This window comes from Calothrix sp. NIES-3974, assembly GCF_002368395.1.
Lineage (GTDB): Bacteria > Cyanobacteriota > Cyanobacteriia > Cyanobacteriales > Nostocaceae > NIES-3974.
On record NZ_AP018254.1, the window covers coordinates 936,642 to 950,991 of the forward strand.

The following is a 14,350-nucleotide window of genomic DNA, read 5'->3' on the forward strand; positions in this document are numbered from 1 at the left end:
TGGTGAAAATTATCGTTGAGATTAGGGAGTACAGACGACCCGTTGGGGTGTAGAGACGACCCGACAATTACCAGGGGCAAAATTCAGGTTTTGCCTTCTTTTCACTACTCCCTATTCCCTGTTTTCCAGGTTTATGAGAAATCCGGATTAGGTATTTATCGCGAGGCAAGTGGTAAACATTAACTTCTATAGTTGTATTCGTAGATACTGGTTCCCAGGAAGTTTGCCTGTTTGATACCAATTATACCAATAGCGACTGCTACGGACTGCCATCCATAGCAGTGATAAAGCGATTAATCCACCCTGACAAGGAGCATCAAAAGCCAAAAAAACTAAAGCTACACATAGACCATCTTGGATAAAAGCCACCCAAACAGGTAAACCACGCAAACGGAAAAACCAACCAACTTGAACTAGTTGCAAAACTAAAGCAATAGTGCCACCAGTGATAGCAACTATCCACAGAGGTATTTCTGTCGCTTGGGCACAGGTAATTCCCGCGATCGCACCCACAACAGGACTCAAAAGTAATTGAATAATTTGTAGGATTCTTTGTCCAGTTAATTTTTTGGAAGCAAAAATTTCAAATACTGACCAAGCTATTAATAAAAATAATAAAAACGGGGGATAAATACGGGATAGTACGGGAACCTGCGACCAGAGGTCATGTCCGTGGAGAATGCCAATACATAGTAAAGGTAAAGCAATTCTGATTCCCGTTGCTGCCGAAGCTGAAAGTGCAGACAGGATTTCAATCATAGTAGTTTTGCAGTTGGGATAGGTGAAACTGATTCTGAAATCAACATACCCACTTCATACATAAATTCATTCAGTATGGGAGAAAATTTCTCAGATGCAAAACCCTGTGCATTGTTTGTAACACATTTTCGCAATTTTGTCTGTCGGTAGTTAATTAATTTAACATGAATAGTTGAAATTGAATTTCACTTGATTGTTGATCAGCAACTGTCGCAGTCCAAATATGCAGATAAGTTGCAGCAGTTCGCCAACCACCTTCAGCTAGGGTTCAGTTCCGGGGAAAATAAAATCTGAATCTGTTTAAACGTTTTGACCTTTGCACCAGAAGATTGAGGGTAATCACCTCAAACAAAGATATATCCGTGATTATGGATGGAAAAATTAAAGGGTAATAGAAGTTAGGGTAAATTTTACTTTAATTTTTCTGGTGTATAATGAAAAAATGTAAATAAATATACCTTTTCCCCGACAGATAAGGGAGTTTCTTGTTCACAATAAAAACAGCGCACATCGAAGAAAATCATCAAAAATGTCAATTACCCATACTCAAAAACTTGAAAAAGTCATCGTCGGTTTTCAAGCACTTTCCGATCCACTACGGGTGAGTGTGGTGGAATTGTTGCAAAAAAGAGAAATGTGTGTATGTGACCTTTGTGATATCCTGGGTGTCAGCCAATCGAAGCTATCATTCCATTTAAAAAATCTCAAGGAAGCTGAACTGGTTCATGCACGTCAAGAGGGACGTTGGATCTATTACAGCCTGAATTTAGCCCAGTTTGCCTTTTTACAAGATTATCTTGCCCAATTTTCCCTATCCCCCTCTGCCATCATACCCGCTCCGAAGTGTTGTGAGTAGGGAGTACAGACGCGATATATCGCGTCTTTACGGGAGTGGGAGTTCGGTAACGTTGCGGTTGTATGTTTAATTGCACCTACCTAGGGTCGCTGAATAAGTCTTTTAGTAGGGGTAGGGAATGGGGAGAGACGCGACATGTCGCGTCCGTACAGGGAATAGTTTTAAGCTTTTCCCTTCCACTTTTCAAAAGACCCAAAAAAATTACAAATGCCAGATTTTGAAGTTTTATATACCCATGTATTTGCACTTTTTTCAGCCAAAATAGCCTCAACAGCTTACAATCTGTAAAGTTTAACTATTTTTCAGCAAGCCCTACTTAATCTAAAATCCAACTGTCTTCCATCTCCTGTATCCTAGATTCTGTATTTTGTATTCTGGAATAATGAAAAAACCAATTTTATTAATCGGTGCAAACGGACAAGTTGGTCAAGAATTGTACAGAAGATTCGGTCAGATGGGAGATGTGATTGCGGTTGCACGTCCAGAAATTGATTTAACCGAACCAGACACCATCAAAAATGCGATCACAAAATATAATCCTGGTGTTATCATCAATGCGGCTGCTTATACGGCTGTTGATCGAGCGGAAACGGAGGTAGAATTAGCCCATCAGGTGAATGGGGTTGCACCGGGAATTATCGGGGAAATTGCTGAAGGTATGGGTGCTTTTTTAATTCACATTTCCACAGATTATGTTTTTGATGGCACGAATCACCGACCCTACCTACCTAGTGATGGGACTAACCCCTTGAGTGTCTATGGTAAAACAAAATTGGCTGGGGAACAGGCAATTCAATCCGTTTGTCGTCAGTATGTAATTTTACGGACGGCTTGGGTATACGGAAATTATGGGAAAAGCAACTTTGTCAAAACCATGTTGCGGTTAGGCAAGGAACGGGAAGAAATACGGGTCGTTGCTGACCAGATAGGTTCGCCAACATGGGCACATGATATTGCCAATGCGATCGCTGAGATTATTCCCCATTTGCAATCGGAGATATCAGGTATTTATCACTACACAAATAGCGGTGTTGCCAGTTGGTATGATTTCGCTGTTGCTATATTTCGCGAAGCAAAACAACTCGGTTACGATTTGCAGATTCAAAGGGTTGTACCAATTACGACTGCGGAGTACCCCACACCAGCCCATCGCCCAGGATTTTCAGTCTTAGATTGTCGGAAATTACAGGATTTACTAGGTAATTATCCCCCCCATTGGCAAGAACAATTAAAGCAAATGTTAAGTGAAGTGAAGCAATGAAAAAATCTTGGACATAATCATCAAATATAATTTTTTGATAATGTATTGGGATGAAAATTACCCGTATTTAGAACGTTGAAGTGGTAAAAAATATTGCCTATATTGTGAAGAGAAGACCGTGTAGACTGACTGAGTGCGGCTTCTTTTTGAGATAGTTTTTTATTACTAAGAACAAATATACATGAAGAATTTTCATATCAGTTCATTAATAGCTGTCGTATTTATCCTATCACCAATCGCCAGCGTTAAAGCCCAAAATACCGGATTATCGCCTCAAGTGAGGAACAATATTCGTTATTTTATTACCAGTGATAATCTCTTAATTGCTGCCAATATCAGATCCGGTTCAGCTTGTTCTTTGAACCCAGGGGTTTCCGTGGTGAAACTATCGAACTTTAGATTTACGAATACAGGTGGTAATAATGTTCGAGTTTCCGGTCGGGTAGAAAATATTTTGACCATCAGTAATAATCTGATTTCTAAAGTTTCCGGTCGATATCAAAGCAATGCAAGAATGTATACTCCCAGCTGGTTAATACGCAATACCACTTACTATCCGGAATTTCTGACGGAAATGGCAGACTGTACAACAGAAGGTGGACTGGGAAGAATGCAAAGGAATGCACCTTCTCCTTAAATTTTCAATTTGCGTTTATCTATATCAAGAGGGGTGTTGCTGAATTTGGGTATGAATTATAGTTATTTATATTTTGTCCTAAAACCACAATTATTGTAGATAGGTGCAATTAAACATAAAACCGCAACGTAACCGAATAGGGAGTAGAGACGACCCTTCGGGTCGTCTCTACTCCCTAATCTCAACGACAATTTTCACCACCCACCTAATCCTATTGGATTTGGTTGACAAATCCATCTGTTTCCATCACAATAAGGGATTGTCATGTCAAAAACATATTTTTGCGGAACTGGCGGAATTGGTAGACGCGCATGATTCAGGTTCATGTGCCCACAAGGCTTCCGGGTTCAAGTCCCGGGTTCCGCATTCACGACGGTTAATAATTGAAATTGCGATCGCATGGATATCTGATGATTAATTCCTCCCATCAGGTTTTCAGGATATCCCTTATCTCGACTTTATCCATTTTATTGAAGAGGAAACGGTAGCAAGATCAGAAATAAGATAGTTTGGAATGTTTCTGATGAACTTGCTACGGGAAGAATTTCTTGTTTTCATGCTACCGTTTGCGGCTGCATTTTCCAAGCCAGTTTGGGAATCTGCGATCGCATTAGTTGTAGGAAGCCATACTAACCCCTGGCAAACGCACCGTCAGCGGGATTTAACGAGTGCTGGGCTGGGCGAAACGCCAGGACTTTCAAACCGATCACAGGGTGTTGAATCGAGCGAAATGGTCGAGTCGGCGCTTGGGTGAGATATTGCTGCGGCAATTGGTGACAGTGTTTGCACCAACCGGAACGCTAGTGATGGGACTAGACGAAACGATTGAACGGCGATGGGGTCAACGGATTGCAGCGCGTGGCATTTACCGCTACAACAGTCAGCTTGGTACTGTAAATCCTGCCCTACCTTTTCGGATGCGCTTGCGCTTGTACGTTCTCGCCTGTGGGCATTTCGACTTTTTCTGATATCGGATTCAGACCCCACCTCTGTTAAAGTCCCTAGCAAGATCGTCGAGACTTGCTTAGAGCTGCTTTGCTATGCTGCCTAATGGATAAAGTCGAGCTTAGAGGCTGTTTCAAAAGTCATTTTTTATACTTGAATTATCTTTTTGGGGAATGGGAAGAGACGCGACATGTCGTGTCTGTACTCTCGAAGGAAAATCAGCTTTATAACCCCATGTCCAGGGTCATGACGATAGTTAAAATAGTGATAATTAATACTTTCCAAACAACCTCTTAGAACCTATTTGTAGCATATTTTAGATGCTTGCCTATTTGTCAATCAGCATCAGCAATAATGCTGAAAATCTGAATCAAAAGTCAAAATCAGCGTTAAAACATTCCAGTCTCTCATCGAAATAGAGGTCGTGTTCCGTTAAGGCTTGATTCATTGCTAGATAAACATTTCTATAACTTTATCAGATAGCCAGGTTGTAGACTATTCTCGTTTCTCTTTCAACTTCTGCAATCGATATTCGGGAGGGGGATTCAGGAAAACGCGATCGCCAGGTTGGAGTCCGCTCAGGATTTGGGTTTGGTCTTTGATTTGTGCCCCGATAGTAATTTGTCGAAATTGGGGTTTTTGATTAGAGTCGGGTATTAATACACCCGTTTCTCCCCGTTCGGTGACAATAGCTACCGTTGGCACTAGTAAGGCATTGGCAATATTTTCCCCTAAAAAAGTTAAATCTACATTTAAGCCGGATAGCAACTTATCTTCTCCCGTATCAATTGCTACTCTAACTTGGAATAACGTCACCCCTTCTTCCTTGACAGCTTCCGGAGCAATGAGGCGAACTTTCCCCTTAAATACCTGATCTGGATAGGCATCGCTGGTAATTTCCACCACCTGACCAGTTTTAATCCGTCCGATATCCGCTTCCGGCACATTAGCGAGAATTTCTAGACCTTTGGCTAGAGCCACAATCGAACTGGAAGTAGCGGAAGCACTGGCGGATGCGGAGGTGGTCGGAGTAACAAAAGCTCCCTCATTGGCGTATTTTTGAGTAATTACCCCAGTAAAAGGAGCGCGGATAATAGTGTTTTCCAGATTGACCAGTTCAGCTTGGAGTTGGGCTTGAGCGGCTGCTAAGGCAGCTCGACGGGCAGCTATTTCCTCGCGACGAGTGCCGCTTTCTAATAAATTCAGGGATGCTTGGGCTTCAGCAACGGCAGCTTGACGACGGGTAATTTCTTCGCTGCGACTACCACTTTGAACTAGGGATAAACGTTTCTGGGCTTCCTCTAAACTTGCCCTTGCAGCCCGATCTTCACTGAGAAGTTGGTCAAGTAATTGTCGTTTTTCCGCCCCCTGGTTGACCAAAAACTGATAACGTTTGACCTGCTCACTGGTAAAATTAACCTTAGCTTGGGCAGCCTCTACCTGGGCTTGGACTTGGGCAATTTCCTGGGGACGATTACCTGTACGCGCTTCCATCAGTTGGGCTTGGGCTTGGGCTAAACGGGCTTTAGCTTGGTTAATTTCCTGGGGACGACTACCAGCGATCGCTTGGTCTAATTGGGCTTGGGCTTGGGCGATATTGGCTCTAGCTTGGGATATTCGAGCCTGCACATCCGCATTATCCATGCGAGCGAGAATTTGTCCCCTAGTAACGTGATCGCCCTGTTCCACTTTTAATTCGACAACAGTACCAGGATTTTTCGGGCTGATATTCACACTTTGGACAGGAACAACCCGACCACTGGCGGTAATGCGTAATGTGACATTTTTCTCATCCACCGTCACCGTTAATTTACTGGTATCCGTGTTGCGTGCTGTGCGAATATTTTGAGTAATGGCGATACCCGTACCGGTCACAACCAATCCGGTGATTGCTAACCCCATTACCCATCGCCACGGGTGTTTAATTTTTTTGCCAATTATGGGAATTTGAAAGTATGTAGCCATTGCAGCCTGGTGAGAAAGGATTTTTACTGGCTTGAGATAAAACCAATCGGCAGACAAACTGAGGAATTTTGAAATTAGGGAGTGGGGAGTAAAGACGACCCGTCGGGTCGTCTTTACAGGGAGTAGTGATTAGGGAAAGAACCATTGAGATGCAAAGCGCCAATCGCATCAGCATCATCATTTACAAGTAGGTGGGTAGTGAAAATTGTCGTTGAGATCAGGGAGTAGGTAGAGACGGGATATATCGCGTCTGTACTGAGAAAACGCTGTGCGTACCCCCTTTCTTAATCCAAAATCCAAAATTATTTATTTAACCCTATTCCTTATTCTAACCATTACTAACAAGTCATGGATTTAGCTTTCTAATCATTATTACCCAGATAGGTATTACGTAACTCTTCTAACTCATCATCAATTTGACTTTGGTGCGATACACCTGGGGAGTTACTTGAGGGACCCAATCCCCCATTACTATTCTGATTACCAGTATTTATTCCTGACTGAATGGGTTTTTGCCCTAAAAATGTTGTCTTAATTTCTGCCAATTCCTCTTCAATATCTGTCTGACGTTGACTAATGCTGCTATAACTAGGATTGGTTGCTGCTGGTGTCACCGGTTTTTGGAGAAACGTTTGCGGTTTTACACCCTGGTATTCCTGTAAATCCGCCATCACTGCTGCTGCTGATTGATAGCGATGGATGGGAGTTCTGGCCAACATTTGATGCAAAATTGCCGCTAAATCATCACTAATCGGCTGCTGGAGATATTTCTGCCAAATCCAAGTGTCGTTGTGGATGTCATGTAAATCAAAGGGTGATTTACCTGTCAGTAAATGAATACAGGTTACACCTAAACTATATATATCGCTGTAAAAACCGGCTTTCCCGTGAATCTGTTCCGGTGCTACATACTCCGGACTTCCAATACTTGTTCCTGGTTGATTCGCTAAAATTCCATCTGCTGATTTGGATGCACCAAAATCTACCAATACTAAATTACCACTAGCCGATGGACTAATTTGGGTTGATCTTCCTGGTATCTGTCTACGGCGAATAATATTATCCGGTTTGATGTCGCGGTGAATTACATTTCGGTCATGACAAAATTGTAAAACCGGTAATAAATCTAGCAATAGGTGACGAATCTGTGCTTCCCCGTAGCAGCCAAATTGTCCCAGTTCCTGAGCTAAATTTTGTCCATCAATAAATTCCTGAATCAGATACTGTCTACCATCCTGGACAAAATAGGCAAACAAATCCGGTATCTGTGGATGTTCCCCCAAATGTTCTAGCCGTACCGCTTCTTGATTAAATAATTCGGTTGCTTTTTGTAGCGCTGTGGTTCCGCGGATTTGCGGATAAAACTGTTTGATTACACAATAGGGTTTAGAGGGTTTGTCTTCATCAACCGCCAAAAAGGTTTTGCCAAAACCACCCTGTCCAATTGGTTTGATGGCACGATAACGTTCCTTCAGTAGTAATTTACTACCACATGTCTGACAAAACTTCCCATCATGGGTATTGTGCGGTCGATGACACTGGGGATTTAAGCAGTAGCTCATTGATGATTGACAGTGAGGTATATATATATATTGCCCTATCTGTCAAGTTTCTGGGGATTGGGATTATCCCGGATGAATGGGTACTCTAGAAATAGTAAATTGATGGGAGTATCCCTAGGGGGAAGCTTGCTGGGACATATTTGGCTGGGAAACTGGGAAAACATTGATTTTTGGTTTAAAATCACAAATTTTTCTGCTCTTCTCGGCAAAACGGAGAGGGGTTGGGGTGAGGTTCATCTAACTCGCGTTCAGAGGGTGTTTATTCTCCAATTATCTGAAAAAATAGGGATTTTTCGCTGACAGTTTTTCATCCGCTTTGATTTGGTGACAAATACATGGATTGGAACTCGTTCATCATTACTATTAGTGTTTTTACTTTTGCTACCCTGGAGCATCAGTTTCCCTATGTTATTTATGTGAGTAGTTTATATCAACGCACCCATACGAATTTACTTTTGGGTTTCCTGAATACCAGTATTAACCATGTCACCATTTCTGTAGCTCTTAATTGGGTGCTGCAACAAACTTCTGGGCCGGAATTGTTAGCCCTGATACCCAATTCCAATTTACAATTATTATTGGTATTGATCATACTTGATTTATATTTGTATTTCTGGCATCGGATGATGCATTCTTGGCGTTGGGTCTGGGGGTTTCATTATATTCACCACACAGAACACCAGGTTAATACATCTACAGCGTATCGATTTCATCCAGTGGAAGCTATTGCTTCTAATATCCCTAAATTACTTTTAATCTGGTTGTTAGGAATTGAAATCAACCAACTGTTAGCCTACGAATTAATTCTGGCAATTAGTTTAATGTTCCAACATAGTAATTGGTCGCTACCAACTCCCGTTGAACAGATTCTTGGCTATGTATTTATCACCCCAAATATCCATAGAACCCACCACGCAAAGAATCTTCAACAATCTAACTCTAACTTTGGCAGTGTTTTCTGTATTTGGGATAAATTCTTTAATACTTTCTATCATCCCTGGAAACTTCCCCCAAATGAACCAGAAGTAATAGGAAAGTTTAGCAAATTGAATATTTGGCAGTTATTGATTTTACCTCTTGTCATCCAGAAGCGGTGAAAACATTTTCGTGAATACAACAGAATCAAAGAATACAGAATTCGGTCGTAACCGTACCAACTGTACTACAATGCAATTAGGTATATGGAAACTCAAAAAACCTTGCATCCGTAATTTTTTAGAATCAGTGAAAAGCGGAATTATTGGGTTAAAGCTACTCCCGACCCTCACGCTTCAGACTTTTTCCGTAAACCCTGCATCAGGTACTGGCGTTAATATAATTACCGAGAAAAGTCTTCTTGGTTGAATTAAACTTGCTCACACAAGGTAATTTGAATCACCAAAAAGACTTCGCCCAACTACCTCTATTTTTTGCACCTTCAACCTGTGAACCAGTATATTTTGCCTAGATTTAACGGCAAAATGCCCTTTGATGGGGTAGATGACAGATCAAAGTTTCGGGAATTATTTCTAACTACCTCTTCCCCAGTTAAAGATACTGTGATAATGTCTTACTAATGGTTGTTTTTGGTACTGCACCAACTACCGTGTCTACCTGTCTACCGCCTTTAAATACCATCAGTGTCGGAATGCTGCGAATACCATAGTGGCTAGCAACTGTTGGATTCTGGTCTGTGTTGAGTTTGACAACTTTAATTTGTCCTGAGTATTCATCTGCCACTTCATCTACCACCGGTGCGACCATTCGACAAGGACCGCACCACGGAGCCCAAAAATCAACCAATACAGGGATTTCGCTCTCCAACACTTCATTTTTGAATGTGGCTTCTGTCACATCTGCTACTGATGACATCTGTGTCGTCCTCTTACCAATCATTAGTTCGATAAAACCGAATAATCAAAATATATTTCGTTGTTTTCAGAATGCAACTATGCGATTTCTTTACCATCCAGATCGAAAAGACATCTCCCTTGCGGGGGTATTATATGCACTAGGGGACCCAGTGCGGTTGGAAATAGTCCGTCAACTAGCGACTCGGGGTGAACAGTGCTGCGCGGGTTTTGATTTTGCGATCGCCAAATCAACTATGTCCAACCATTTTAAGATTTTGCGGGAGTCAGGGGTAGTCTTGACTCGCAAAGAAGGAACCCAGCATATTAATATTTTGCGTCGTGATGACCTGAATTTGTTGTTTCCAGGGTTGCTAGATGCAATCTTGGCATCAGCCCAATCATCAACAGGATTTCCACCCGAAGAACGCCAATCTCAAAATGGGATTAGTGTGGTTGGGGCTGTACAGTGAGTGAGGAATAGGCTTATTACCTACAATACAGCGAATAATTTGGATTGCCATCAAATATTGACAATTCGCAATCCAAATTAGCATTCGTCACATTTACCCCATCGGCTATTATCTGGCTGATTCCATGTTGACTGATTATATTCTCAAGATACTGGGAGGTTTTTAAAAACTTTTATCTCCTACAGATATTGCTGGACGAGAGTTTTAGGCTTTCTAACTTATCGTAGCCAGCTTCTTGGTAGATTACGGGTCAACTGTCACCAGTCAACATTCAACAAACCCAAAGGGAAATATATCAGCGTGCAAAGTAATCATCATCAATCCTGAAAACCCAACTTCTAGGAGTCAAAATCGCTCCACACCGGATATTTGTGTAAATTTCTCCTCCTTGCGACCCATTGACCGTGCTGCTTCTCCACAGGTACGGGGTGTGGGAAAGATTTTGGTCGGATTGGCTAACCCTTGGGGATTAAATACCTGTCGCACCCAGAGCATGGTTTCTAAATCGGTCTCAGAAAACATTTCTGACATATAACAGCGTTTTTCGGCTCCGATGCCATGTTCACCGGAGATACTTCCACCCACCCGAACACAGAGTTTGAGGATTTCCCCACCAACTTCTTCCACCTTCTCTAACTCACCGGGAATCGAATTATCATACAAAATCAAAGGATGCAAATTCCCATCTCCAGCGTGGAAAACGTTAGCAATTCGGTATCCGGAACGTTGGCTGAGGGCTTCAATTTCCTTGAGTACGTAGGGAAGTTGGGTGCGGGGAATTACTCCGTCCTGTACGTAATAATCCGGACTTACATGGCCAGCTGCGGCAAAGGCAGCCTTACGTCCCTTCCACAGTTTCAATCGCATATCCAGGTCTGATGCCGTTGTCACATTTCTCGCCCCGTTGTTCATGCAAATCTCTTTGACACGGGCTTTACTAGCTTGGACTTCCACCTCTAAACCATCAATTTCAATAATTAAAATTGCCGTGGCATCACGGGGATAGCAGTTAGTTTTGACAACATCTTCCACAGCATTAATACTGAGATTATCCATAATTTCCATTCCCCCAGGAATAATCCCCGCACTAATGATATCGGAAACCGTCTTACCTGCGGCTTCCACACTGGTAAAATCTGCCAAGAGGACACAAATCGATTCTGCCGTTTTCAGGATGCGCAGAGTCACTTCTGTGGCAATTCCTAACGTTCCCTCCGAACCAACAAATAAACCAGTCAGGTCGTATCCTGGCATTTCCGCAACCTGTCCACCAAGATCAACAATTTCTCCCTGGGGTGTGACAACTTTTAAACCTAGTACATGGTTAGTCGTCACCCCGTACTTCAGACAATGAACACCCCCGGAATTTTCCGCCACATTGCCACCAATGGAACAAATAATTTGGCTGGAGGGGTCGGGGGCATAGTAAAAACCAGCACCACTGACAGTTTGTGTCACCCAACTATTAATTACACCTGGTTGAACGACTACCTGCTGATTCTCGTAATCCACACTCAGGATTTGTCGCATCATCGACGTGACAATTAACACGCAATCATCCACGGGTAAGGCTCCACCAGAAAGACCCGTACCCGACCCCCTAGCGATAAACGGCACATTGTACTTCTGACAGATTTGTACAGCGATCGCAACTTGTGCAGTTGTTCGTGGTAAAACTGCTAAGGCGGGACGTTGGCGATAACTAGTTAGACCATCACATTCGTAGGTGATTAGTTCTTCCCGTCGCTGGACGACATTTTTTGTACCCAGTGCAGCTTGCAATTCTTTGATGATTGGTTGCCAATTCCGTTGTTGCGGTTTTTCCTGAGTCAGCATAGGTGGATGGGGTAGATGGGAAATTGTGAGGTATTGAAGTTAAAGGTTGACGGCGGTTAAAGTGCTTAATACCATTGTAATTACAAAACCCCTTTAGAACTAGGAATAGTTTGAGCGCGACGGGGGTCAATTTCTGTAGCCATTCGCATTGCTCTGGCAAAGGCTTTAAAGGTAGCCTCAATGATATGGTGGGAATTAATACCATCCAATTGACGGATATGTAAAGTCATTTGACTATGGTTAACCACCGCGACAAAAAACTCTCGCACCAATTGGGTGTCATAGGTTCCAACCCGTTGGCTAGGGATTTCCAAACCGTAGCTGAGATGGGGACGACCGGAAAAATCTAACGCAACTTGAATTAAAGCCTCATCTAGGGGTGCAAGGAAATGGCCAAAGCGATAAATCCCCTTGCGATCGCCTAATGCTTGATGTAAAGCTTGACCAAGGGTGATACCTACATCCTCATTGGTATGGTGATCATCGATATGTAAATCACCCGTTGCGCGAATCTCCAAATCAATCAAACCGTGGGAAGAAATTTGTTGCAACATATGGTCAAGAAACGGGATACCAGTTTGAGCAACACATTTACCAGTCCCATCTAAATTCACACTCACCTGGACATCCGTCTCCCCGGTAGTCCTACTTACCGTCGCAGTCCGAGGAGCAAAATTAGTTGTTTCTGTAATTGCTGAAGATAGTGTTTGCATAGTTTGTTTCGGGGAGAAGAGACGACCCTGCTGTGCTAAATACAGAAAAATCGATCAGCTGAGGATAGGCTCAAACACACTTAGTTAGGCTTTCAGTTTCCCAAAGATGTCACTATAAGTAAATGCGTCTTCAGCTTATCACCTGTCGGGTCGTCTGTACCTGTGGGGAAATATAGATTATTAGATTATACTTTCCACGTTCATAAACTGAGCTTTTAGTTTAGGTGGTTAATCCTAAAAGTCAACTGTCAACAAAAAAAGTAGATCAGCGTGGTAAGTATAATCCAAAATCCGTCTTGGAAAGTTGGGTGGAAGAATAAATCTACCACCAACTTTCCGCAAAATCCAAAATCAAAAATCCAAAATCCCTACATTCCCATAATTTCATATCCCGCATCAACATAGATCACCTGTCCGGTAATTCCGCTTGACAAGTCGCTGCATAGGAAAGCAGCAGTATTTCCCACTTCAATTTGGGTGACAGTACGACGCAGGGGAGCAACTTGTTCTACGTGGTGAATCATATCTAAAATACCACCCACAGCACTGGAAGCGAGGGTGCGGATGGGACCTGCGGAAATGGCATTGACACGTATATTGGCTGGACCCATTTCTGCGGCTAAATAACGGACACTACATTCCAAACCCGCTTTCGCTACACCCATGACATTGTAGTTAGGAATAGCTCGTACACCCCCTAAATAGGTCAAAGTGACAATACTACCACCCTCAGTCATCAAGGGTTTGGCAGCACCTGCAAGCTGAATCAGGGAATAGGTACTAATCTCCATCGCCGTGGTGAAACCACTACGGGAAGTATTGCTAAAATCCCCACTCAAATCATCCTTATTGGCAAAGGCTAAACAATGGATAAGAATATCAAGCTTACCCCATTTTTCCTGAATCGCCGCAAAAGTCGAGGCCACCTGTTCGTCATTTTGGACATTACAAGGTAAAAACAGAGTGGGGTTGAGGGGTTCCACCAATTCAGCCACTTTCTTCTCCATCTTACCCTTTTCATCCGGCAAGTAGGTAATACCCAAATTAGCTCCAGAGGCATGAAGTTGCTGGGCGATTCCCCAGGCAATCGAGCGGTTATTGGCAATACCCGTTACAAGTGCATTTTTTCCTGTTAAATCCAACATGTGATTTTATACGCATTCTCCAAGGTTGAGCATACTAGAATCTGAGTCAAAATGGGTGTTTATTTGATGGATATGCCGTAGAGACGACCCGTCGGGTCGTCTTGACATCAAATGGGATTCCGATAGATGTGATGAAACTGGCAATTATGTCCCACAAATTTGTTAATATCAAAAAAAAACAAAGTTATTTATTAAGATATTTACAAGACATATCCAATTTTTCTTAATAAAACTTTTGGGCTAGAGTTGCGGAAACTAAATATCAGAAAATAGTAGCGATGATAGGGAAAAATTATGTATCATAATGGACAAAGAAACAGGGGTAAAAGGGGTTGAGTATAGTAAAGAACAAAATGTTCAACAATGTAT

Annotated in this window: 13 protein-coding genes and 1 tRNA gene; 7 read left to right on the top strand and 7 right to left on the bottom strand. The window is 42.5% G+C overall.

What is annotated here, in order from left to right:
- Positions 1–186 precede the first annotated feature (186 nt).
- Positions 187–759, bottom strand: a complete 573-nt coding sequence (locus CDC37_RS03620; protein ID WP_096620530.1) for a DUF4126 domain-containing protein — start codon at positions 757–759, stop codon at positions 187–189.
- Between the two features lie 529 nt (positions 760–1,288).
- Between CDC37_RS03620 and CDC37_RS03625 the strand changes: the two genes are divergently transcribed.
- The 5 genes from CDC37_RS03625 (at position 1,289) to CDC37_RS03645 (ending at position 4,481) form a co-directional block, all read left to right on the top strand.
- Complete coding sequence (locus CDC37_RS03625) at positions 1,289–1,615, top strand: ArsR/SmtB family transcription factor (RefSeq protein ID WP_096620531.1); 327 nt, start codon at positions 1,289–1,291, stop codon at positions 1,613–1,615.
- Positions 1,616–1,997: 382 nt separating this feature from the next.
- Complete coding sequence (gene rfbD / locus CDC37_RS03630; RefSeq protein ID WP_096620532.1) at positions 1,998–2,876, top strand: dTDP-4-dehydrorhamnose reductase; 879 nt, start codon at positions 1,998–2,000, stop codon at positions 2,874–2,876.
- Positions 2,877–3,057: 181 nt separating this feature from the next.
- A complete protein-coding gene (locus CDC37_RS03635; RefSeq protein WP_172892752.1) occupies positions 3,058–3,513 on the top strand; it encodes a hypothetical protein in 456 nt (151 codons plus the stop codon).
- Between the two features lie 283 nt (positions 3,514–3,796).
- Positions 3,797–3,879: transfer RNA gene (locus CDC37_RS03640), tRNA-Leu, on the top strand.
- Between the two features lie 302 nt (positions 3,880–4,181).
- Positions 4,182–4,481, top strand: coding sequence for a transposase (locus CDC37_RS03645; RefSeq protein WP_197707041.1), 300 nt, complete (start codon positions 4,182–4,184; stop codon positions 4,479–4,481).
- A gap of 472 nt (positions 4,482–4,953) precedes the next feature.
- Here CDC37_RS03645 and CDC37_RS03650 read toward each other — a convergent pair whose 3' ends face one another.
- Together CDC37_RS03650 and CDC37_RS03655 are read right to left on the bottom strand one after the other, a co-directional pair.
- Entirely contained in the window at positions 4,954–6,423 is a 1,470-nt protein-coding gene (locus CDC37_RS03650; RefSeq protein WP_096620533.1) for an efflux RND transporter periplasmic adaptor subunit, read from the bottom strand.
- 362 nt (positions 6,424–6,785) lie between these two features.
- A complete protein-coding gene (locus tag CDC37_RS03655) occupies positions 6,786–7,985 on the bottom strand; it encodes a serine/threonine-protein kinase (RefSeq protein WP_096620534.1) in 1,200 nt (399 codons plus the stop codon).
- A gap of 335 nt (positions 7,986–8,320) precedes the next feature.
- On the opposite strand from CDC37_RS03655, the gene CDC37_RS03665 reads away from it, so the two are divergent.
- Entirely contained in the window at positions 8,321–9,082 is a 762-nt protein-coding gene (locus CDC37_RS03665) for a sterol desaturase family protein (protein ID WP_096620536.1), read from the top strand.
- A 430-nt stretch (positions 9,083–9,512) separates the two neighbouring features.
- On the opposite strand, the gene trxA is transcribed toward CDC37_RS03665, so the two are convergent.
- Positions 9,513–9,836 (bottom strand): thioredoxin, encoded by a 324-nt coding sequence (trxA, locus tag CDC37_RS03670; RefSeq protein WP_096625886.1) that lies wholly within the window; start codon positions 9,834–9,836, stop codon positions 9,513–9,515.
- A 79-nt stretch (positions 9,837–9,915) separates the two neighbouring features.
- Here trxA and CDC37_RS03675 point away from each other — a divergent pair, with 79 nt between their 5' ends.
- Positions 9,916–10,287, top strand: a complete 372-nt coding sequence (locus CDC37_RS03675; RefSeq protein WP_231943215.1) for an ArsR/SmtB family transcription factor — start codon at positions 9,916–9,918, stop codon at positions 10,285–10,287.
- 345 nt (positions 10,288–10,632) lie between these two features.
- Here the strand turns inward: CDC37_RS03675 and glcD are convergent, their stop codons facing one another.
- The 3 genes from glcD to fabI all read right to left on the bottom strand — a co-directional run bounded on the left by glcD (position 10,633) and on the right by fabI (position 13,981).
- On the bottom strand, positions 10,633–12,123 hold the full coding sequence (gene glcD / locus CDC37_RS03680; RefSeq protein ID WP_096620537.1) for a glycolate oxidase subunit GlcD: 1,491 nt from the start codon (positions 12,121–12,123) through the stop codon (positions 10,633–10,635).
- Positions 12,124–12,203: 80 nt separating this feature from the next.
- Positions 12,204–12,836, bottom strand: coding sequence for an imidazoleglycerol-phosphate dehydratase HisB (hisB, locus tag CDC37_RS03685; RefSeq protein ID WP_096620538.1), 633 nt, complete (start codon positions 12,834–12,836; stop codon positions 12,204–12,206).
- 368 nt (positions 12,837–13,204) lie between these two features.
- A complete protein-coding gene (gene fabI, locus CDC37_RS03690; protein ID WP_096620539.1) occupies positions 13,205–13,981 on the bottom strand; it encodes an enoyl-ACP reductase FabI in 777 nt (258 codons plus the stop codon).
- Between the last annotated feature and the right edge of the window lie 369 nt (positions 13,982–14,350).